The sequence below is a fragment of the Streptomyces sp. NBC_00223 genome (genome assembly GCF_036199905.1).
Classification (GTDB): domain Bacteria; phylum Actinomycetota; class Actinomycetes; order Streptomycetales; family Streptomycetaceae; genus Actinacidiphila.
Genome location: NZ_CP108109.1, coordinates 5,491,141 through 5,510,885, shown reverse-complemented (window position 1 = coordinate 5,510,885; position 19,745 = coordinate 5,491,141). Strand labels below are relative to the sequence as shown.

Here is a 19,745-nt window from a genome sequence, read left to right as displayed (position 1 = left end):
TGCTCACCCCTGTGTCGGGCGCGGTGCGACCCGCTCTATGACGTACAACCTCTGCTGGGGGACTCTGGGCCCGGCCACGCCGAGTGCGTCGGCGACCCGCTCGGCCTCCGCCCGGGTGGCGTAACGCCCGACCCGGTACCGATTACCGCCGTCGTCCTGCCGTATCAGGACCCAGACGAGCTCGGACGTCACTACGCAGCCCCCTCATGCGGAATCTCACGCGTTCAGCGCCCGCGCGGATGGGCGAAGCGCATATGCCCGACCCTACGCCCGAGGTTCACAGCGCGGGTACGGGATACCACGAAGAGGTACCGAATCGGCCAGCCGTTCGACCAGATGTTGACGGGGTGTCACAATGCCGCCGAGCATGGCCGGTTGTCAGCGTACGGGCAGGTGGTAGACCGCCCGGTAGCGCTCCGCGGGGATCACCACGTCGGCCGTCTCCACCGGCCTTCCGGAGGCGAAGTAGGTGCGCCGGATGACCAGGACGATATGGCCCGGCACCCCGCCGAGCGCGGCCGTCTCCTCGGCCAGGCCCGGCCGGGCGGCGACCTCCTCGGCCATGTGGTCGACCAGGACGTCGATCGCCTCCATCCGCGGTACGACCCCCTGTCCGCCGACCGGCCCCTCCTCGGGCAGCAGCACCGGGGTGCGGGCGGTGAGGGCCAGCGGCTCCCACGACGTGGAGAGCATCGACGCCTCGCCCTCGGTACGGAACAGGTAGTGCGTCCGCATCACCCGGTCGCCGACCCCGATCCCGAGCCGCTGGGCCACCTCGACGCTCGCCACGTCCTGGACGCTCTGCGCCTCCCAGGTGCCCTTGCTGCTCTCGTCCGCCTGCTCCTGCCGGTACGGGCTGGGCACGCCCGACGGCTTGTAGCCGCTGCGGATGATCAGGCGCTGCCGGGGCCGCTCCCGCACATAGGTGCCGGAGCCGGACCGGCCCTCGACATACCCCTCGGCCATCAGCACCTTGCGCGCTTCGAGGGCGACGGTGTCCGAGACGCCGTACTCGGTGCGGATCCGGGCCTGCGACGGCAGCCGGGCGTGCGGCGGCAGCGTGCCGTCGAGGATCTTCCGTCGCAGATCCTCGGCGACGCGAAGGTAGGCGGGCTGCTCACCGAAGGCCACGTGCCACTCCCAGGAGTTGACTTTCTGCGACAGCTTGGCAACGGTCGGTACTCGACCGCAAGCCTTCCCCTGAGCATCACCCTTCGCCGTGGCCCCACCCCGGGCCTCAGACCCCGAAGCCCGGACCCTGCCCGCCCGACTTCACCGAACCGCTCACCTTGCCGTCCTGGCTGCCGAAGAAGCAGGTCACACCGCGGTCGCCGTGATTCCAGCCCGCCCGGGGCGGCATGTAGTAGTAGATGCTCAGATCAGGAACGAGCGACTCGTCGTCGAGGTAATCGTCCGCATAGGTGGCGCATTTCGAGCCCGCGATGTCCGAAATGCGATCCACGCCCGGGTAACCGCCGCTGAACTCCTCGTCGACCGAGAAGATCGCGAACGCCTCCGCGTCGTGCTCCTTGTCGCAGGACACCACGTCCACGGTGGTGGAGATCTTGCCGCCGCCGTCGTAGTCCGCCAGCGAACTGCCCACCGTGTTGAAGCACTCGCCGACCCTGATGTCGTCCACCCGGGTGTTGCCCTCGTCGAAGTCCGCGAGCGCGCCGAGCGCGATGAGCGCCGCCAGGCACACCACCCACACCCCGGACACCGTCACCCCGGCGATGGCCAGCCCCCTGCCGCGCTGGCCGTTCCGCCTGATCTGCCGCAGCCCGACGATGCCGAGGATCGCGCCGAGGAGCGGGACGCAGGTGAGGGAGGTCACCAGGGAGGCGATGGCCATGCCGTTGGTGGTCCGCTCGACCGCGTACCAGCCCTGCGGGGGCGGGGGGTAGCCGGGGCCGTAGGGCCCGCCGGGATAGGGCGCGCCGGCGTACGGGCCGGGAGCGCCGTAGGGGACCTGGCCGTACGGGGCCTGGCCGTAGGGGGGTTGACCGTACGGGGGCTGGCCGTAGGGCTGCTGGGCGTACTGGCCGCCGTACGGGGGCGGGGGCGGTGCCTGACCCGGGAACGTCTGGCCGTACGACTGCTGCGGGTAGACCGGCAGGCCGCCGCCGTACGACGAGCCGCCGGTCCCGTACGGATCGCCCGGCGCGGGCGGCGGCGGGGGCGGGCCCTCGGGGGCGGTCTTGTGCAGGCTCGGGCCGGGGGGTGGCGGTGGCGCGTCTTCGGGGGACGGCGGGGGCGGGGGCGGAGGTATGTCCACCAGGGGAGTTTACGGGGCGCGTGCATGCCAGATCCGGCGGGCGGCCCGCGAGTTCCGCCGTTCCCCTTGCTTCATTGGTCTAGGCCAAATACTTTCACGCCATGCGTCGACGAATCCTCGGCCGTATGGCCGCGACGGCAGCCGCTCTCTCCATGGTCGCCGTCCTGCCCGCCCTCACCGGCGGCAGCTCCGCACAGGCCCACAGCGGGCACGGACCCGGGCAGGGGCACGGGCACAGCAGCCCGGCCCGGGCCAACACGTCGTACAAGAGCGTCGGTTACTTCACCCAGTGGGGCATCTACGGGCGCGACTACCAGGTGAAGAACGTCGAGACGTCCGGCACCGCCGCCCAACTCACCCACCTCAACTACGCGTTCGCCAACATCGGCGCCGACGGCAAGTGCTTCGAGGCGAACGTCGCGGGCGAGGGTGACGCCTGGGCCGACTACCAGCGGCCGCTGGACGCCGCGACTTCGGTCAACGGCACAGCGGACACCGCGGAACAGCGGCTGGCCGGCAACTTCAACCAGCTGCGCGAACTCAAGGCCGCCCACCCGAAGTTGAAGGTGCTGATCTCGATCGGCGGCTGGGGCTGGTCCACGCACTTCTCGGACGCGGCCAGAACCGCCGCTTCCCGCAAGGCACTTGTCGCCTCCTGCCTGGACATCTTCATCAAGGGCAACTTGCCGCTGCTCGACGGCAAGGGCGGCCCGGGCTCCGCGGCCGGGCTCTTCGACGGCGTCGACATCGACTGGGAGTGGCCCGGCTCGTCGGGTGACGTGGACACCGTCTACCGGCCGCAGGACAAGCAGAACTTCACCGCGCTGGCCGCCGAGTTCCGCAAGCAACTCGACGCCTACGGCCGTACGACCCACAAGCACTACGACCTGAGCGCCTTCCTCCCGGCCGCCCCGGCGAAGATCGACGCGGGCTTCGAGGTGCGGAAGATCTTCGGCTACCTCGACTTCGGCACGGTCCAGGGCTATGACTTCCACGGCCCGTACGAGACCACCACCAACCAGCAGTCCGCGCTCAAGGCCCCGCGCGACACCCCGGTCGCGCACGACTTCAGCGACACCCAGGCGATCAACGACTGGCTGCGGCGGGGCGCCCCCGCCCGTCAGCTCGTGCTCGGGGTGCCGTTCTACGGACAGGGGTGGACCGGCGTGCCCGACGGGGGCAAGGCGGGGCTCTTCCAGCCCTCCACCGGCCCGGCGCCCGCGACCTGGCAGGCCGGCAACGAGGACTACCACGCGCTCAAGGCCCTCGCCGCCTCGGGCACATACGCCGTCCATCGCGACACGCGCAACGGCTTCGCCTGGCTCTACGACGGTACGAACTTCTGGACGTACGACGATCCGCAGGTCCTCACCGCGAAGACGTCGTACATCCGGGAGCAGCATCTCGGCGGTGTGATGATGTGGTCGCTCGACGGTGACACATCGAACGGGGAGCTGGTCAGCGCGCTGCACAAGGGGCTGAGCGGGCCGGTCCGGCACCGCTGAGCGCGCGCGACGCCCTCGGCGGCATCCTCCGAGCGCGGGGCCCGTACGCCGTTACTCCGGCGTACGGGCTCCGCCCGTTTGTCCGGTGCGCCCGGGGCGGGGCTGGGAAGGTGTGTCGTCGACCGAACCGGGCCGCGTCCCCCTCGTCCGACCGGCACCGTCGCCCCCTCGCCACCAGCCACGACGCCCCGGCGCGAGCGCCTGGACACCCACGCCGGACGGGCGGCGTCGCTAGGATTGCTCCATGACCGCACTGCCCGACTGGATGCGCCCGCCGCGCGAGGAAGGCTGGTTCGCGGAGGATCTGGACCGCCTCCCCGAGGCGCCACGGCATACCGAGTTGATCGACGGAGCGCTCGTCTTCATGATGTCCCCGCAGAGGTGGTGGCACGGTCACCTCGTCACGATGCTCACGGTCGCCCTCATGGAGCAGGCACCCGCTGACGTCAGAGTCGGGCGCGAGATGACCATCAGGCTCGACAAGCGCAACCGGCCCGAGCCGGATCTGCTGGTGACGACGGCCGGTTTCGACGGCGACCGCACATGGTTCGCACCGGACGAGGTACGGCTGACCGTCGAGGTGGTCTCCCCCGAGTCGGCCCACCAGGACCGTACGGTGAAGCTGCGCAAGTACGCGGAGGCCGGCATTCCGCACTACTGGTGCATCGAGGACGAGGACGGAGCACCCGTCGTCCACGTCTACGAACTCGACAAGCCGACGGCGTCCTACGCACCCGCCGGCATCTTCCGTGACACCCTCCACCGCCCTGTGCCGTTCGAGATCAACCTCGACCTCCGCAAACTCACCCCACCCCGCCACCCCCACCCCTAGGACACCCCGACCCGAAGGGGATCGACGACTCCTACCCACGTCGCGCGAATTGCTACCGATGGTAGGATCGCCTCCATGAGCGGTAGCAAAAAGTACTCGATCAGCCTGCCTGAAGAGCTCGCCGAGGCCGCACGCACGCACGTAGGGCCCGGCGGCTTCTCCGCCTATGTCGCCGAAGCGCTCGAACAGCGGGTGGCCATGGACAAGCTCCGGGAGATCGTCGCCGATTTCGAGACCGACAACGACGAGCTGACGCGCGAGGAAGTCGAGGCGGCCCGCGCCCTGCTGCGTCATGATCACTTCCAGGCGGGCGGAGCCGCCGCCTGATGCCCGGCACCCTGCTGCTCGACAGCGAAGGGCTCTCCAAGCTGTACCGCAAGGACCGCACCGTCATGGCCCTGGTCCAGGCAGCATCGGAAGAGGGCGTCCGCGTGGCCACAAGCGCCATGACCACCCTTGAGGCCGACTACGAACGCATCCACCCCGCCCGCGTCAAGTGGGTCCTCTCGCGTGTCGACGTCCACGATGTCACCAGGGAGGTCACCGACCGGGCGGCAGCCCTCCTTCGCTTCCACCGGCTCCACGGCCACAAGTACGCCATCGACGCCGCTTTTGCCGCTGTCGCCCACAGCTCGCCAGGGCCGGTCACCGTTCTCACGTCCGGCCCCGAAGACCTGACGCTCCTCTGCGGCCCCGCCGTGCAGGTCGTCAAGGTATAAGGCCCCACCACACCTGACGCCGAACGTATTCGGCGCCGGACCGGCCGCGGCCCCGCTGCCGACGTGATCGGTCGGCAGCGGGGGTGCGGCGGTTGCTCGGGGTCAGCGGTGGTGTGCGGGCTCTGCGTCGCCCTGTTGCGACGGTACGAGCGGAGCACGCGGCGCCGGGGGCGTCGGCCTCTCGCCCCTGAGGGAGGCCGTGGCACGGCGGCACAGCGACGCCGCGGACCGGTAGAAGCGGTCCGGAAGGAAAGCCGCGTCGGCAACGATCATGGCGCCGGAGAAGAGCGGAAGCCCCATGAGCACGGCGATGCCGATGTGCATCCCCAGCAGCATGACCAGGAGAACGAACTTGAGCCGGCTGAACAGGGCGAAGGGAAAGGCCACCTGGATCAGCACGGTGAGGTAGCAGGCTGCGGCGATGAACAGGGGGTGGCTGTCCACCAGCGCCGACAGCGCGGGCCACGGCCGGAAGAGGTCCAGGTTCACGACGTAGTGCAGCGCGGTTCCCGACTGCCACGACGAGCCCTGCACCTTGTACAGCCCCGCTGACCCGTAGAGAAGGCAGACCTGGGCCGCGATGACGAACATCGCGCAGTTGTGGAGGGCGTTGACCAGGCTCGTACGGGCCAGGTCGAGCTGGGACCACACATCGCTCGTCGCCCGCCACATGGCCTGGCGGCCCGGTCCGGCCTTGCCCGCCCGGCGTGCTTCCCGGCGGGCGTCCAGCGACCAGTGGCGTCCGCTCGCGGTGAAGGCGAGATAGATGGCCATCAGGAGCATCAGGTTGTCGCCGCCGTCGGTCATGAAGATCGCCCGCGCGTGGAACGACACCACGACGAGGGCGAACAGCACGGACATCACCCGGGTCCGCCAGCCGAGCATGACCAGTGCGCAGACGACGAGGGCCAGCGCGTAACAGAGGTCGAAGTACACCTTGCTGTCCGACAGGGTGAGAAGGCTGAACCACCCTGTCTGACGGAACAGTTCGTCGGCCAGGGCCGGGGTCCACGGGGAGTCCGGGCCCCAGATCTGATCGCGGTGCGGCAACTCACGCACCAGGAAGGCGAAATAGCACAGCCCGTAGCCGATGCGCAGCACCGACGCCGCGTAGAGCGAGATCGGGCGGTGGGTGAGCAGGCCGATCATGCCGCCGAAGCCGGCGCGGGCCAGCCACGCGGGGCCGATGGCGTCCGTTCGCGGAGCGCCACCCGTGGGGGGCACGGGAGTCGCGGTCTGTTCAGTGGCCATGTGCGGTCACCTTCCACCAGGGCAGATCGCGGGTGTCGACCGCCGAGGGCGAAACCCGGTGCACGCGGCCGGCCGCGTCGTATCCGGGTACCGGGGTTGTGCGGACGCGGAGTTGAATCCCGTCGATGTCACCGGTCCGAGCGGCGGGGACCCGGTCCACGGCGATGTTCCGCAGGTACTCCTGCCACATCACCGCACGGTCCGAGTAGGACACGTCGCTGTTGCCATGGGACTGGAGATAACCCGCCCACGCCCGCCGGAGCATGTTCTGCGCGGTGTGGCTCGGGAAAGGGTCGTGCCTGACCGCGGCGTTGTCGACCGCGGTGAGATCGAACCAGCCGCTGATCCGCTGTGAGCCGCCGGCGGAAGCGCTGACCGTCCGGGCCGAGATCTGCGGGACGGACGACTCCGGTTCAGGGGCGAAGAGAAGCCAGTTCTGTTCGAAGAACGGATAGATCCAGCCCTGGATCTGCCGTGCGTAGCGTTGGGAGACGGGGTTCGTGGGAGCCACGTGCAGGAACACGAAGAGCACATGAAGGAGGGACACCACCACGATCAGGGCGGCGGCGGCTCTCGTCGCGACGCGCAGCGGAAGCGGCAGTGCCGCCAGCCTGTCGTGGTCGTCCGGAGGCGTGAACAGAGCCTGTCTGCCGGGCGGTTCACGGCGAATGACGTGCGGCTGCTTGCCGAGCCGGATTCCCTCCGGTGTTCTCACACCCACCGGTTCACCGGTGTCCTGTACGTCTCCTGGGCCAGTAGATGCCATCCCGGCCCTCCTCTCGCGACTTCTCTGCTGGACGTGCTGTGCCCGCGGGCCCACGTGGCCCAGCCCGGCGAGCGCGTACGCACTCGCCGGGCCGGGCTGAGCCGTCAGGCGTCAGTACTGCTTGACCGGCTTCCCGTGGTCCTACTCGGTGTGCCAGTTCTCCTGCGGCTGCCCGTACTCCGGCTGCTGCTCCGGCTTCCCGTACTCCGGCGGCTGCTGCCCGGACTGGCCGTAACCCGGCTGCTGTTCGGGGGCCCCGTAACCCGGCTGCTGCTGCTCCGGCCGGCCGTATCCGGGCTGCTCTTCCGGCTTCCCGTAACCCGGCTGCTGCTCCGGCTGCCCGTAACCCGGCTTGTTGTGCTCCGGCTTGTGCTCGTACGGGGGCTTCCCGTGCTGCGGCGGACGGCCCTGGCCGCCTCCGGTGTTGCCCGCCGTGTTGCCCGCGGTGTTCCCGGCGGTGTTGCCCGCCGTGTTACCGGCGGAGCCGCCGCCGACCGTGTTGCCGGCGATCGAACTGCCGCCGATCAGGCCGCCGGTGGTGACACCGCCCAGAAGCCCGCCGGTGGTGACGCCACCCAGGAGCCCACCGGTGGTGACGCCGCCCAGAAGGCCGCCCGATGTGCCGCCCGACGTGGTGCCGCCCGTGGTGCCGCCCGTGGTCCCCCCGGTGGTCGTCCCGCCGGTGGTCGTGCCGCCCGTCGTCGTACCCCCTGTGGTCGTACCGCACGAGGGCCGGGTGATGGTGTTGGTGTCCAGCGTCACGGAGCCGTTACGGGCCAGGGCGCGGCCGCTGACGGTCGCGCCGGTGTTCAGGCCCGTGGAGGTCAGCGACATGATGGTGCCGACGAAGGTGGTGTCGGTGCCGAGCGTGGTCGAACTGCCCACCTGCCAGAAGACATTGCAGGGCGAGGCTCCGTTGATCAGGAGCACCCGGCTGTTCGAGGCGGTGATCAGCGTGGAGCCGATCTGGAAGACCCACACCGCGTTGGGGTCGCCCGCGGCGTCCAGGGTGAGCGTGCCGGTGAGTCCGATGGAGGACGACGCGTTGTAGACACCGGGAGCCAGGGTCAGACCACCCAGGTCACCGGAGATGCTCGCGTCCGGCGCCTGGCCGGCCGCGTTGTTGTACGCCGTCGTCAGGTCGCTCTGGGCCTGGAGGGCGACAGCGTCGGCGGAGTGGGTGGCACCGTTCACCAGACCCGGCGGGAAACCGCTGATCGCCGTGCCCGGGCTCACCCCCAGGTCACCGGTGACCGTCGTGGGACCCGTGTTGGTGACCGACTGGCCGCCCAGCACCGCGAAGCTGTCGACCGTGCCCAGCGGCACGGCTGTCGCGATGGCGGAGGCGGACGTCGGCAGCAACGCCACCGAGGCGCCGGCGACGAGCACCACCACGGCGACCGACGAGGACAGGGCACGCCTGCCGGGCATACCCAGGACTTTCAGCAATTTCATCGATGAGCCTACTCCCTATGGGGAAACGAAAGTTCGAGGGCGGTTCACCGGGTGCCGGTGAATCACCGACCCCCTCTTTCCCACAGCAGACGGCAATTCCCTCGAACGGCAGAATCGCGACAACATGAGGAAAGAGTCGGCATCAGCGTAGGGATCTCAGCGATTCACACGACGAGCCCTCATGCGCGCCGGACCGCCATCTCTCCCGTAATGGCCCAATCCGAACCCTCATATCCCCTGGTCACAGGAGTTCTCCGGGAAAGGTAAAAACTTTCCCCCGCCACGCCCGACATTCCGAAGTAGCGCCGGATGGCCCAATATTCGACAATCGTGACGGAACCCCGCGGGGTCGGTTCCTCTTCACACGGGCACAACAAAAGGGGCCGCTCCCGGAGGAGTCGACCCCTTCTGATCCGCCTGCCGGGGCACATCACCCGGCGAAAGGCGATAAACCGCTCAGACGTTGAAACGAAATGCACGCGACAGCTCTCCCACCTGTGGAAACGCGGTTCTGCGAGGCTCAAGTCAGCACAGAATCAGCACGGGAAGACAAGGCCGCCGCTCAAGCCCTGCGGTCGATCAGGCGGATCAGAGCTTCAGTAACGCGGCATGTTCGGAATCGCTTTCTCCGCGAGTTCGATGAGCGCTTCCACCTTCGCCAAGTCGGCCGCGACCTCCTCCGATGTCACAGCGGGGGCCTCCGACGACCGGTACTCGACCTCGTTGCGTCGGGCTCGCATGCGGTTGAAGGGACGCAGCATGGTCCCGAGCGGCGGGTCGAGCTGCGCCCGCACAGCCTCATAGATGACGGTATGACCACCGCGACTGGTCGCGCGCAGTCCCTGGTTCTGCAATACCGCGGCAAGCGCCCTGCGCGCGGCATCATAGGCCAGCGTGTACGCGCCTTCCGGGTCCGTGGCCGCCAACTGCCGTGCGGAGCCGACATGCACACGCGCCCGGACCAGTTCCGCTTCGGCGGCCTCCTGAGAAGCGGGGACTCGTTCAAGTCCGCCGCCGGCGATGAGCGCGTCAACTGTCGACCGCCCTTGATTCCAGCGCGTCATTGCGCCTCCAAGTCAAGGTCCAGCTGTACCAGGGGACGTTCGCGAACGCTGGCGAGGAACGGATCGTCCGTCCGGGCCTCCCACGCCGCGGCGGAGACCCGATGCACGTTGACCTCACGACGCAAGCGCCGTGACGCCTCCTCGGCAAGGTCGAAGAGCGCGTCGGCATCGGGGGCACCCACAACGAGGACGTCCACATCAGCAGGCGGCAGCCCCGGCTCACCGTTGTACCGAGCGGCCCACGAGCCGTAGATGTAGGCCCGCTCCACGCCTTCGAGTCCAGCGAGCGCATCAGTGAGCACGGGCACGGGGCCGAAGGAGACGGACATGAGCTCGCTCAGCGGACGGTACAGCGGAGTGTCCGTGCGGGCCTTGACGAGGCGACTGCGCCCCACGCGCCGATCAGCCAGGATGCCACCACCAGCCAACCGGTCAACCTCCCGCAGGACAGCGGTGGGGGTCACGCCGACCTCGGCCGCGAGCTCGGTGATGCTGTACTCGCGGTCCGGATGCAGGAGCACCAACGCGAGGAGCTCCCCTTGCATGCGAGACCGGAGGATGGGGAGCAGGCTCGGCGATACTTTCATTGGACGCAGAATATCAGGCGTCCAATGAAAGTAACAGTCCGCATTCGCACGTTCACCCGAACGGTTGGAGCGGCCGCTGCGAGGCGCCCAAGAGTGAGCACCAAGCCGGCACCGGAATGCGGAAGGGGTCGGACTCGCCGGAGTCCGACCCCTTCTGATCCGCCTGCCGGGGCACATCACCCGGCGAAAGGCGATAAACCGCTCAGACGTTAAATCGGAATTCCACTACGTCGCCGTCCTGCATGACGTAGTCCTTGCCCTCCATGCGGGCCTTGCCCTTCGCGCGGGCCTCGGCGACCGAGCCGGTCGCCACCAGGTCCGCGAAGGAGATGACCTCCGCCTTGATGAAGCCCTTCTGGAAGTCCGTGTGGATGACCCCCGCCGCCTCGGGCGCGGTGGCCCCGCGCTTGATCGTCCAGGCCCGGGACTCCTTGGGGCCGGCCGTCAGATACGTCTGGAGGCCGAGCGTCTCGAAGCCCACCCGGGCCAGCGTGGCCAGCCCCGGCTCCTGCTGGCCGACCGACTGGAGCAGTTCCAGCGCCTCCGCGTCGTCCAGCTCCGCGAGGTCGGACTCCAGCTTGGCGTTGAGGAAGATCGCCTCGGCGGGCGCGACCAGGGCGCGCTGCTCGTCCTTGAACGCCTCGTCGGTCAGCTCGTCCTCGTCGACGTTGAAGACGTAGAGGAAGGGCTTGGTGGTGAGCAGGTGCAGCTCGTGCAGGAGAGTGCCCTGCTCGGTGCCCTTGGTGATGCCCGCCGAGAAGAGCGTGTCGCCGGCCGCGAGGATCTTCTGCGCGGCCTCGGCGGCGGCCAGCACCGCCGCCTTCTCCTTCTGGAGGCGCGCTTCCTTCGTCAGGCGCGGGATCGCCTTCTCGACCGACTGGAGGTCGGCGAGGATCAGCTCGGTGTTGATGGTCTCGATGTCGTCCTTGGGCGAGACCTTGCCGTCGACATGGACGACGTTCTCGTCCTTGAAGGCCCGGATGACCTGGCAGATCGCGTCGGACTCACGGATGTTCGCGAGGAACTTGTTGCCCAGCCCCTCGCCCACCGAGGCGCCGCGCACGATGCCCGCGATGTCCACGAAGTCGACCGTGGCGGGCAGCACCCGTACCGAACTGAAGATCCCGGCGAGCGTGGTGAGCCGGGGGTCGGGGACGCCCACCACCCCGACGTTCGGCTCGATCGTGGCGAACGGGTAGTTGGCCGCCAGCACGTCGTTCTTGGTCAGGGCGTTGAAGAGCGTCGACTTGCCGACATTCGGCAGACCGACGATTCCGATGGAGAGCGACACGTGGCGACTTCCCGTGAGCGAGGCCGAAGGCCGGGACAAGAGCCGGGGAACGGGCACAGCGCACAGCGCGCCCGGTCCACGAAGACCCACCCAGTCTACGGGCCCCCGCGCCGGCCCCCGGCCCCACTCGAACGGAGCATTTCGAACACCGCACCCAGCCGAGCGAATCAGCGTGTCCCGCTCCTGCGGGATCGCCAGAACGTGCCTACGTTGAGTGGGTGGACCAACACAGTGCGCGCACAGGCCCCGGCCAGACGCCCGCGCCGGGGCCCGGCGGCGGAGCGGCCCCCAGGGTTCGCGCCTCCCGCCCAGCGGCGGCCGCCGCCCGCCCCACGCCGTCCGCCCCGCGGACCACCGGTGCCCCGCGGCCGACCGCCCCCAAGGCCCCGCGCCCCCTGCCGATGGGCGCCCGGACGGCGGGCCGGCCCAAGCCCTCGGCCGCCTCCCGGACCGCCGGGATCTCCGGGGCCACCCGTTCCAGCCGCTGGCCCAGGCCCCGTCTGACCGGCCTGGGCACCGGCGCCCTCACCACCGTCGTCACCGTGCTGGGCGGCTCACTCGACGCCCTGCTCTTCCACGGCCCCGGCGTCCTCTTCGGCCTGGTCTTCGTGGCCGTCAGCGTCGCGGGCGCGGTCTGCGTACGCCCGTACGACCTGGTGGCGGCCCCGGTCGCCGCGCCCATCGCCTTCGCCGTCGGGATCATCCTGACGGCCGACGACGGGGGCGGCGGTCTGGTCGGCCGGGCGCTGGGCGTCTTCACCGGCCTGGCCGTGCTGACCGGCTGGCTCTACACCGGTACGGTGCTGGCCGCGCTGATCGTCGGGGTCAGAGCTTTGCGGCGGCCATCGCGGCGCCGACGATCCCCGCGTTGTTCTGAAGCTCCGCGGGGACGATCTCCGCGCTGATTCCCTCGATCAGCGGAAGGAACTTCTCCGACTTCCGGCTGATCCCACCGCCGATCACGAAGAGGTCGGGCGAGAAGAGCATCTCCAGGTGCGCGAGGTACTTCTTCAGCCGCCGCGCCCAGTGCTCCCAGCTCAGATCGTGGTCCTCGCGGGCCTTGACCGAGGCGCGCTTCTCCGCGTCGTGGCCTTCCAGCTCCAGGTGGCCCAGCTCGGTGTTGGGCACGAGCCGGCCGTCCACGAACAGGGCGCTGCCGATGCCCGTACCGAGGGTCAGCATGATGATCGTGCCGCCCCGGCCGCGGCCCACGCCGAAGGTCATCTCGGCGACCCCGGCGGCGTCCGCGTCGTTCATGATCACCACGGGCTGGCCGAGCGCGTCGCTGATCCGGTCGCGGGCCTCGTAGCCGACCCAGCCGCCGTCCACATTGGCCGCGGTACGGGTCACGCCGTCCACCACGACGCCGGGGAAGGTCACGCCGAGCGGGCCGGTCCAGCCGAAGTGGCGGACGACCTCGCGCACTCCCCCGATCACCGCGTCCGGCGTCGCCGGCTGCGGGGTGGGGACCTTGAAACGCTCGTCGGAGAGGTCGCCCTTGTCGAGGTCGACCGGAGCGCCCTTGATGCCCGTACCGCCGATGTCCACACCGAACACGTTCATGGCCTCCACGTTAGGGGGGAGCGGAAAGCCTCACCCGTTGGCAGTCCTCACGCACGGTGAATCCGGCGAGCCCCGGTGGCCCCCGGGCCCCGCCGGCCTTCCGTGAAACGCCGACGCGTCCCGGGGACCGCGCGTCCCCGCGAACCTCACTACTTGGCCGATTCCCCGGCGGCCAGCTCCGCACGCAGATCGCGCCGCAGTTCCTTGGGAAGCGAGAACTGGATCGACTCCTTGGCCGACGTGACGACCTCGACGTCCGCGAAGCCGCGCGCGGCAAGCCACTCCAGCACACCGTCGACCAGGATCTCGGGGACGGAGGCGCCGGAGGTCACCCCGACCGTGCGCACCCCCTCAAGCCAGCCGTCCTCGCACTCCTCGGCGAAGTCCACCAGGTACGAGGCCCCGGCGCCGGACTGGAGCGCGACCTCGACCAGCCGGATGGAGTTGGAGGAGTTGCGGGAGCCGACGACGATGACCAGATCGGCCTCCCCGGCGATCTCCTTGACGGCGACCTGACGGTTCTGGGTGGCGTAGCAGATGTCGTCGCTGGGCGGGCTGATCAGCTGCGGGAAGCGCTCCTTGAGGGCGTCGACCGTCTCCATCGTCTCGTCCACGGACAGGGTGGTCTGGGAGAGCCAGACGACCTTGGACTCGTCGCGGACCTCGACCTTGGCGGCGTCGGCGGGCCCGTCCACGAGGTGCATCCGCTCGGGGGCCTCGCCCATGGTGCCGACGACCTCTTCGTGGCCCTCGTGGCCGATGAGCAGGATGTCGTAGTCGGAGTCGGCGAACCGCACGGCCTCCTTGTGCACCTTGGTGACGAGCGGGCAGGTCGCGTCAATGGAGGCGAGACTGCGCTGTGCGGCCTCCTCGTGGACGACCGGGGCCACACCGTGCGCGGAGAAGATCACGATGGCGTTCTCGGGCACCTCCTCCGTCTCGTCGACGAAGACGGCGCCCTTCTTCTCCAGGGTCTGCACGACGTACTTGTTGTGCACGATCTGCTTGCGCACGTAGACCGGCGCGCCGTACTGCTCAAGCGCCTTCTCGACGGTGATCACGGCCCGGTCCACACCCGCGCAGTACCCCCGGGGGGCGGCGAGGAGGACGCGGCGGGGAGTCGTTGCAGTCATGCGGTCCATCGTACGGGGGCGCCCGGGGCCCGTGGTGGGGCGCACGGTGTCGGAGCCAGGCTCTAATGTGCCGGGTATGGCTCTGAACACCTCGGCGGACGCGCCGATCCCGGTCGGCGAGGTGTCGCGGCTGATCGGCGGATGGATCGACCGGCTCGGCGCGGTGTGGGTGGAGGGGCAGATCACCCAGCTGTCGCGGCGGCCGGGCGCGGGTGTGGTGTTCCTGACGCTGCGCGACCCCTCGCACGACGTCTCGCTGTCCGTCACCTGCTTCCGCGCGGTCTTCGAGCAGGTCGCGGACGTGGTCGGCGAGGGCGCCCGGGTCGTGGTGCACGCCAAGCCGGAGTGGTACGGGCCTCGGGGCACGCTGTCGCTGCGCGCGGTGGAGATCCGGCCGGTGGGGGTGGGAGAACTGCTCGCGCGGCTGGAGCAGTTGAAGAAGAAGCTGGCCGCCGAGGGGCTCTTCGCGCTGGACCGCAAGCTCCCGCTGCCCTTCCTTCCGCAGCTGATCGGCCTGGTCACCGGCCGCGCCTCGGCCGCCGAGCGGGACGTACGGGAGAACGCGCGGCTGCGCTGGCCCGCCGTCCGCTTCGAGGTGCGCAATGTGCCGGTGCAGGGCGCGGCCGCGGTGCCGCGGGTGATCGAGGCGATCCACGAACTGGACGCGCACCCCGAGGTCGATGTGATCGTGGTGGCCCGCGGCGGCGGCAGCGTGGAGGACCTGCTGCCCTTCTCCGACGAGCAGTTGGTCCGTACGGTCGCCGCGTGCGGCACACCGGTGGTCTCGGCGATCGGCCACGAGCCGGACTCGCCGCTGCTCGACCTGGTCGCGGATCTGCGGGCGTCCACCCCGACGGACGCCGCCAAGCGCGTCGTGCCGGACGTCCGCGAGGAGCTGGCCCGGGTGCGGCTGGTACGGGACCGGGCGCTGCGGGTGGTGCGGGGGCTGCTGGACCGGGAGGAACGGGGGCTGGACGCGGCGCTGAGCCGGCCGTCGATGGCGGCGCCGTACCGGATGGTCGACGAGCGCGAGGCGCAGCTCGCGGACCGGCTGGACCGGGCGCGGCGCACGCTCGGGCATCTGCTGGACCGCGCGGACGCGGACCTGACGCACACCCTGGCCCGGGTGGTCGCCCTCTCCCCCGCGCAGACCCTGCGGCGCGGCTACGCGGTGCTCCAGCGCGCGGACGGCTCGGTGGTACGGGAAGCGGGCGAGGTGGCGGCGGGGGACGCGCTGCGGGCGCGGGTCGCCGAGGGGGAGTTCGCGGTGCGGGTGACCGGGGACCGGTCCCCGGCCCGGGAGTGAGAGCGGCCGGGTTCCCGGCGAAACGGACGGCGGGTGACGCGGGGCCTGGCGGGGCCTGTCGTACCCCCGGCCTAGGCTTGCCCCCATGGCAGACCAGGACACCACCGCGGCACTCGGCTACGAGCAGGCGCGCGACGAGCTGATCGACGTCGTCCGCCGGCTTGAGGCGGGCGGCGCCACCTTGGAGGAGTCCCTCGCGCTGTGGGAGCGGGGCGAGGAGCTGGCGAAGATCTGCCGTCGCTGGCTGGAGGGGGCCAGGGCCCGGCTCGACGCGGCGCTGGCCGCGGAAGAAGAAGCCACGGCCGGGGACTCCCCCGAGGACTGAGGGGGAGCTGCGGGCCGCGACTGAGCGGGCTACTGCTCGCCGCGGCGCTCCTGGAGGGCGGCGGCCAGCTTACGGAGCTGGGATTCGCCGTCAGTACCCAGGACGACGGTGGTGAAACCGGTCTCCTCGCGGACCAGAGCGGCGTAGCGGCCGCCCGTCCAGCGGTCCCAGGTCTTCCCGGCGACCTCGACCGTACGGTTCCCGTCGCGGTGGGCGCCGAGCGTGACCTTGCGGACGAAGGCTGCGGCCGGGCCGTTGGTCTGCTCGACGGACACGTACTGCTGCGCGGGGTCGATGAAGCCGAGGTGCCAGGTGACGTTCTTGGCGTCGGAGGCGTCGTAGGTGACGCTGTTCGCCCGCCAGCCCGCGCCCAGGCCCTCGGGACCGGCCACCGGATAGGGCGCGTCACGCCTGGCCTGCTGCAACTCCACGGTGTAGCTGACCGCCTTGACCGGGGACGCCTTGGAGTCGTGCGGGATGAACAGATAGATCAGGTAGACGACGACGCCGAGCACGAGCATCGACAGCACCAGGTCCCGGACCGTCTTGTTACCACGCTTGTCTGCTGCCACGCCCCTATCGTCCCCCATGCCCGGAAGCGCCCCGACCCCCGGGGTCCGGTGGCTCTCCGCAACCCTCCGTGCGCTCATGTGACAGGCGTACTGCTCATATAAGCGGGCAGGCGATAGGGTCACAGCACCCTCATTTCCGGCCGTCCTCGTACAGAAAGGTGCGCGTGATGACCGAACAGCACTTGCCCCCGCAACTCGAAGTGAGCCCGGAGGCCCCCGATCGCAACCTCGCCCTGGAGTTGGTCCGGGTCACCGAGGCCGCCGCGATGGCCGCCGGGCGGTGGGTCGGCCGCGGAGACAAGAACGGCGCCGACGGCGCCGCGGTCAACGCGATGCGGACGCTGGTGCACACCGTCTCGATGAACGGCGTCGTGGTCATCGGCGAAGGCGAGAAGGACGAAGCGCCGATGCTCTACAACGGGGAGCGGGTGGGTGACGGCACCGGTGCGGAGTGCGACGTCGCCGTGGACCCCGTGGACGGTACGACGCTGACCGCCAAGGGCATGCCGAACGCCGTCTCGGTGCTCGCGGTCGCCGACCGGGGCACGATGTTCGACCCCTCGGCGGTCTTCTACATGGACAAGCTGGTGGCGGGCCCCGAAGCGGCGGAGTTCGTGGACATCGAGGCGCCGGCCGCGGTGAACATCCGCCGGGTGGCGAAGGCCAAGGGCGGTGCCCCCGAGGACGTCACGGTCGTGCTGCTCGACCGGCCGCGCCACAACACACTGGCCCGGGAGATCCGCGAGACGGGCGCCCGGATCAAGTTCATCTCGGACGGCGACGTGGCGGGCGCGATCATGGCCGTACGCGAAGGGACCGGTGTCGACCTGCTGTTGGGGATCGGCGGCACTCCCGAGGGCATCATCGCGGCCTGCGCGATCACCTGTCTGGGCGGCACGATCCAGGGAAAGCTGTGGCCCAAGGACGATGCCGAGCGGCGGCGTGCGCTGGACGCCGGGCACGACCTGGACCGGGTGCTGCACACCAAGGACCTGGTCAGCGGCGACAACGTCTTCTTCGTGGCGACCGGCATCACGGACGGCGAACTGCTGCGCGGGGTCCGCTACCGCGCGGAGACCGCGACCACCTCGTCACTGGTGATGCGCTCCAGGTCGGGCACGATCAGGCAGATCGACTCGGTGCACCGGCTGTCGAAGCTGCGGGCGTACAGCGCGATCGACTTCGACCGGGCGCGCTGAGCACGGCCCCGCCGGACTGGGCGCGGTCGTACGGCTGAGCACGGTCGAACAGCCGGATGTCGTACAGCCGGACGTCGTACAGCCGGACGTCGTACAGCCGGACGTCGTATGTCCGAGCGCGGTCGTACGGCCGGGCACGGCCGCGTGACACCGTGCCGCGTCGCATCTCCTGCCCCGGCCGCCCCTGCCCGGGCCCCGTGCTCCCTGGGCCGCGGCCGGTGGGCGGGAGATGCGACGCGGTCAACCGGCGGCGGCTATCCGGGCGGCGGGGCGCTGGAGTTCGACCTCGCGGCGGCGCCTGCGGGCCAGCACCACCCGGCGCTCGGCGGCGGTCATCCCGCCCCACACGCCGTACGGCTCGGGCTGCAGCAGGGCGTGTTCGCGGCATTCGAGCATCACCGGGCAGCGGGCGCAGACCCGCTTGGCGGCCTCCTCGCGGGACAGCCGGGCCGCGGTCGGCTCCTTGGAGGGGGCGAAGAACAGCCCCGCCTCATCGCTGCGACACGCGGCCTCCGAGTGCCAGGGGCCGCCCAGGTCCCGCGGGTGACCTGGCGGGAACGCGGGGTCCGTGACGGGCTCGATCGGTTGAAGCACGGGTAACTCCTGACGACGGCTCGGCGATTGCCACGCTTGCCCGTCGCCGGCCGGCGTCCCGGGCAAGGGGATGCCGGGGCAGCCGTGCGGCGGCGTGCCGTTCCCCTACCCGCTGTGCGCGACTTCATGCGCACCGTGTTCATCACTGGTGTCACAGCGGTGACGTCCCGACCTGCGAATTGGCATGAACACGCACGATCGGTGGCGTACACACGCACCAGGCGCTCGCGCCTGGTGCGTGATTGGCCGCGCGTCAGCGCGGCGCGGGCCCGCTTCCGGCGGGCGCCGGAGGCCGGGCGAGGTCCGGGCGCGGGCGCGATCCGGCCGCCCGGACGCGCACCGGCCGTGCGCGCGGATGCCCGCGGACCGGCCCGAACACCGAGCAACGCAGCGCCAGACGCTGAGTACCGGGCACCGAAAAGCCAACCGCCGAAAAGCCGAGCGCCAAGCGCCAAGCGAATCCTCAGCCGTCGAGCCGCTTCTTCACCCAGTCCTTGACCTTCTTGCCGCGCTTGGCCTTGGCCTCCACGCCGCCCCAGAAGGCGAGTCCGTCGACCCGGACCACCGGCGCGCCCGGCTCCGGCGACTCGAACGCCTTGATGTCGGAGCCGCCCATGATGCCGACCACCCCGCCGCCGCGCAGCGTCACGTTCTCCGGCAGCCGGATGCTGACGCCGCCCATGATCGCCGTGCAGTGGATGACCAACTCCGGTGCGGTGAAGGTCGCTTCGGACAGGTCGATCTCGACGCCGCCCATGATGGCCACGGCGGTGATCCGGTGGCCGACGCGCCAGCGCCCCTTGCGTTCGGCGCCGCCTAGGATGCCGACGAGGTTCGGGTTCTCGCCGCTGGGGTCGGGGGTGTACACGCGGGGGACGGCCGCCGGCGCCTGGACGGCCGTCGGGCCGACCGGCAGGTCCCGTACCAGCGGCTCCAGTTCGCCGAGGGTCTTGGCGGCGTAGACCTTCTCGACGCGCTCGGAGTGCTCGGTGGCGTCGAGGCGGCCCTCGGCCAGGGCTTCGCGCAGGATGTCGGCGATACGGTCGCGGTCCGCGTCCGAGGCTCGCAGCTCGGCCTGGGCGACCGGGGCCGCGGGGGTTGCCGGGGCTGTCGGGGCCGCCGGGGATTGCGGGCGCTTCTGGAGCGGCGATTCATCCACGCGTCCACCGTACACAGACGCGATAGATCGCGACTACCCCGAGGTTTGCGGGCGGGTCCCCTAGGGGGAGCGCCCAGCGGGGTGCGGGGCCCGGGCTCCCGCCGCCGGACCCGGGGAGCAGGTGAGGGGGACCTCACAAGGGTGGCGGC

22 protein-coding genes are annotated in these 19,745 nt (G+C 70.5%); 8 read left to right on the top strand and 14 right to left on the bottom strand.

What is annotated here, in order from left to right; translation table 11 throughout:
* Positions 1–3 precede the first annotated feature (3 nt).
* From OHA30_RS23510 to OHA30_RS23500, 3 genes are all read right to left on the bottom strand, one after another.
* Positions 4–192: an SPOR domain-containing protein gene (locus OHA30_RS23510; RefSeq protein ID WP_328915847.1), complete on the bottom strand. Its 189-nt coding sequence runs from the start codon at positions 190–192 to the stop codon at positions 4–6.
* 186 nt (positions 193–378) lie between these two features.
* Positions 379–1,131, bottom strand: coding sequence for a GntR family transcriptional regulator (locus OHA30_RS23505; RefSeq protein WP_328915846.1), 753 nt, complete (start codon positions 1,129–1,131; stop codon positions 379–381).
* A gap of 106 nt (positions 1,132–1,237) precedes the next feature.
* Positions 1,238–2,275: a DUF4190 domain-containing protein gene (locus OHA30_RS23500; RefSeq protein WP_328915845.1), complete on the bottom strand. Its 1,038-nt coding sequence runs from the start codon at positions 2,273–2,275 to the stop codon at positions 1,238–1,240.
* A gap of 101 nt (positions 2,276–2,376) precedes the next feature.
* On the opposite strand from OHA30_RS23500, the gene OHA30_RS23495 reads away from it, so the two are divergent.
* The 4 genes from OHA30_RS23495 (at position 2,377) to OHA30_RS23480 (ending at position 5,331) form a co-directional block, all read left to right on the top strand.
* A complete protein-coding gene (locus OHA30_RS23495) occupies positions 2,377–3,780 on the top strand; it encodes a glycoside hydrolase family 18 protein (RefSeq protein ID WP_328915844.1) in 1,404 nt (467 codons plus the stop codon).
* Positions 3,781–4,024: 244 nt separating this feature from the next.
* Entirely contained in the window at positions 4,025–4,612 is a 588-nt protein-coding gene (locus tag OHA30_RS23490; protein WP_328915843.1) for a Uma2 family endonuclease, read from the top strand.
* Positions 4,613–4,687: 75 nt separating this feature from the next.
* Positions 4,688–4,939, top strand: a complete 252-nt coding sequence (locus OHA30_RS23485; RefSeq protein ID WP_328915842.1) for a hypothetical protein — start codon at positions 4,688–4,690, stop codon at positions 4,937–4,939.
* Complete coding sequence (locus OHA30_RS23480; protein ID WP_328915841.1) at positions 4,939–5,331, top strand: DNA-binding protein; 393 nt, start codon at positions 4,939–4,941, stop codon at positions 5,329–5,331. The genes OHA30_RS23485 and OHA30_RS23480 overlap by 1 nt, the downstream gene beginning before the upstream one ends.
* Positions 5,332–5,433: 102 nt before the next feature.
* Here the strand turns inward: OHA30_RS23480 and OHA30_RS23475 are convergent, their stop codons facing one another.
* The 6 genes from OHA30_RS23475 to ychF form a co-directional block, all read right to left on the bottom strand.
* Positions 5,434–6,582, bottom strand: a complete 1,149-nt coding sequence (locus OHA30_RS23475) for an HTTM domain-containing protein (RefSeq protein WP_405785380.1) — start codon at positions 6,580–6,582, stop codon at positions 5,434–5,436.
* Positions 6,572–7,348, bottom strand: coding sequence for a DUF5819 family protein (locus tag OHA30_RS23470; RefSeq protein ID WP_328915840.1), 777 nt, complete (start codon positions 7,346–7,348; stop codon positions 6,572–6,574). Before OHA30_RS23470 ends, OHA30_RS23475 begins: the two co-directional genes overlap by 11 nt.
* Positions 7,349–7,489: 141 nt before the next feature.
* Positions 7,490–8,779: an ice-binding family protein gene (locus OHA30_RS23465; protein WP_328915839.1), complete on the bottom strand. Its 1,290-nt coding sequence runs from the start codon at positions 8,777–8,779 to the stop codon at positions 7,490–7,492.
* A 620-nt stretch (positions 8,780–9,399) separates the two neighbouring features.
* Positions 9,400–9,867: a hypothetical protein gene (locus tag OHA30_RS23460; protein WP_328915838.1), complete on the bottom strand. Its 468-nt coding sequence runs from the start codon at positions 9,865–9,867 to the stop codon at positions 9,400–9,402.
* Positions 9,864–10,454, bottom strand: a complete 591-nt coding sequence (locus OHA30_RS23455) for an ArsR family transcriptional regulator (RefSeq protein WP_328915837.1) — start codon at positions 10,452–10,454, stop codon at positions 9,864–9,866. Before OHA30_RS23455 ends, OHA30_RS23460 begins: the two co-directional genes overlap by 4 nt.
* Positions 10,455–10,656: 202 nt before the next feature.
* Positions 10,657–11,745, bottom strand: coding sequence for a redox-regulated ATPase YchF (ychF, locus tag OHA30_RS23450; protein ID WP_328915836.1), 1,089 nt, complete (start codon positions 11,743–11,745; stop codon positions 10,657–10,659).
* A 218-nt stretch (positions 11,746–11,963) separates the two neighbouring features.
* Between ychF and OHA30_RS23445 the strand changes: the two genes are divergently transcribed.
* Complete coding sequence (locus tag OHA30_RS23445; RefSeq protein ID WP_328915835.1) at positions 11,964–12,650, top strand: DUF6542 domain-containing protein; 687 nt, start codon at positions 11,964–11,966, stop codon at positions 12,648–12,650.
* Here the strand turns inward: OHA30_RS23445 and ppgK are convergent.
* Together ppgK and OHA30_RS23435 are read right to left on the bottom strand one after the other, a co-directional pair.
* Positions 12,571–13,308 (bottom strand): polyphosphate--glucose phosphotransferase, encoded by a 738-nt coding sequence (gene ppgK / locus OHA30_RS23440; protein ID WP_328915834.1) that lies wholly within the window; start codon positions 13,306–13,308, stop codon positions 12,571–12,573. The genes OHA30_RS23445 and ppgK overlap by 80 nt on opposite strands.
* Positions 13,309–13,457: 149 nt before the next feature.
* On the bottom strand, positions 13,458–14,450 hold the full coding sequence (locus tag OHA30_RS23435) for a 4-hydroxy-3-methylbut-2-enyl diphosphate reductase (protein ID WP_328915833.1): 993 nt from the start codon (positions 14,448–14,450) through the stop codon (positions 13,458–13,460).
* A 67-nt stretch (positions 14,451–14,517) separates the two neighbouring features.
* Here OHA30_RS23435 and xseA point away from each other — a divergent pair, with 67 nt between their 5' ends.
* Positions 14,518–15,747 carry an exodeoxyribonuclease VII large subunit gene (gene xseA / locus OHA30_RS23430; protein WP_328915832.1) on the top strand — a complete coding sequence of 410 codons (1,230 nt, stop codon included), beginning with the start codon at positions 14,518–14,520 and terminating at the stop codon, positions 15,745–15,747.
* Positions 15,748–15,832: 85 nt separating this feature from the next.
* Positions 15,833–16,072, top strand: coding sequence for an exodeoxyribonuclease VII small subunit (locus OHA30_RS23425; RefSeq protein WP_328915831.1), 240 nt, complete (start codon positions 15,833–15,835; stop codon positions 16,070–16,072).
* Positions 16,073–16,101: 29 nt separating this feature from the next.
* On the opposite strand, the gene OHA30_RS23420 is transcribed toward OHA30_RS23425, so the two are convergent.
* Positions 16,102–16,644, bottom strand: a complete 543-nt coding sequence (locus OHA30_RS23420; RefSeq protein ID WP_328915830.1) for a DUF4245 domain-containing protein — start codon at positions 16,642–16,644, stop codon at positions 16,102–16,104.
* 167 nt (positions 16,645–16,811) lie between these two features.
* Here OHA30_RS23420 and glpX point away from each other — a divergent pair, with 167 nt between their 5' ends.
* A complete protein-coding gene (glpX, locus tag OHA30_RS23415; RefSeq protein WP_328915829.1) occupies positions 16,812–17,843 on the top strand; it encodes a class II fructose-bisphosphatase in 1,032 nt (343 codons plus the stop codon).
* A gap of 240 nt (positions 17,844–18,083) precedes the next feature.
* Here the strand turns inward: glpX and OHA30_RS23410 are convergent, their stop codons facing one another.
* Both OHA30_RS23410 and OHA30_RS23405 read right to left on the bottom strand, forming a co-directional pair.
* Positions 18,084–18,437 carry a WhiB family transcriptional regulator gene (locus OHA30_RS23410; RefSeq protein ID WP_405785385.1) on the bottom strand — a complete coding sequence of 118 codons (354 nt, stop codon included), beginning with the start codon at positions 18,435–18,437 and terminating at the stop codon, positions 18,084–18,086.
* A gap of 463 nt (positions 18,438–18,900) precedes the next feature.
* Positions 18,901–19,596 carry a DUF1707 SHOCT-like domain-containing protein gene (locus tag OHA30_RS23405; RefSeq protein WP_328915828.1) on the bottom strand — a complete coding sequence of 232 codons (696 nt, stop codon included), beginning with the start codon at positions 19,594–19,596 and terminating at the stop codon, positions 18,901–18,903.
* Positions 19,597–19,745 lie beyond the last annotated feature (149 nt).

Excerpts from the sequence above, each read along its gene's own strand:
- OHA30_RS23470 (WP_328915840.1), bottom strand. The coding sequence starts at position 7,348 with ATGGCATCTACTGGCCCAGGAGACGTACAGGACACCGGTGAACCGGTG.
- OHA30_RS23485 (WP_328915842.1), top strand. The coding sequence starts at position 4,688 with ATGAGCGGTAGCAAAAAGTACTCGATCAGCCTGCCTGAAGAGCTCGCC.
- glpX (WP_328915829.1), top strand. The coding sequence starts at position 16,812 with ATGACCGAACAGCACTTGCCCCCGCAACTCGAAGTGAGCCCGGAGGCC.
- OHA30_RS23435 (WP_328915833.1), bottom strand. The coding sequence starts at position 14,450 with ATGGACCGCATGACTGCAACGACTCCCCGCCGCGTCCTCCTCGCCGCC.
- OHA30_RS23475 (WP_405785380.1), bottom strand. The coding sequence starts at position 6,582 with ATGGCCACTGAACAGACCGCGACTCCCGTGCCCCCCACGGGTGGCGCT.
- OHA30_RS23455 (WP_328915837.1), bottom strand. The coding sequence starts at position 10,454 with ATGAAAGTATCGCCGAGCCTGCTCCCCATCCTCCGGTCTCGCATGCAA.
- OHA30_RS23490 (WP_328915843.1), top strand. The coding sequence starts at position 4,025 with ATGACCGCACTGCCCGACTGGATGCGCCCGCCGCGCGAGGAAGGCTGG.
- OHA30_RS23480 (WP_328915841.1), top strand. The coding sequence starts at position 4,939 with ATGCCCGGCACCCTGCTGCTCGACAGCGAAGGGCTCTCCAAGCTGTAC.
- OHA30_RS23460 (WP_328915838.1), bottom strand. The coding sequence starts at position 9,867 with ATGACGCGCTGGAATCAAGGGCGGTCGACAGTTGACGCGCTCATCGCC.
- OHA30_RS23495 (WP_328915844.1), top strand. The coding sequence starts at position 2,377 with ATGCGTCGACGAATCCTCGGCCGTATGGCCGCGACGGCAGCCGCTCTC.
- xseA (WP_328915832.1), top strand. The coding sequence starts at position 14,518 with ATGGCTCTGAACACCTCGGCGGACGCGCCGATCCCGGTCGGCGAGGTG.
- OHA30_RS23425 (WP_328915831.1), top strand. The coding sequence starts at position 15,833 with ATGGCAGACCAGGACACCACCGCGGCACTCGGCTACGAGCAGGCGCGC.
- OHA30_RS23465 (WP_328915839.1), bottom strand. The coding sequence starts at position 8,779 with ATGCCCGGCAGGCGTGCCCTGTCCTCGTCGGTCGCCGTGGTGGTGCTC.
- ppgK (WP_328915834.1), bottom strand. The coding sequence starts at position 13,308 with ATGAACGTGTTCGGTGTGGACATCGGCGGTACGGGCATCAAGGGCGCT.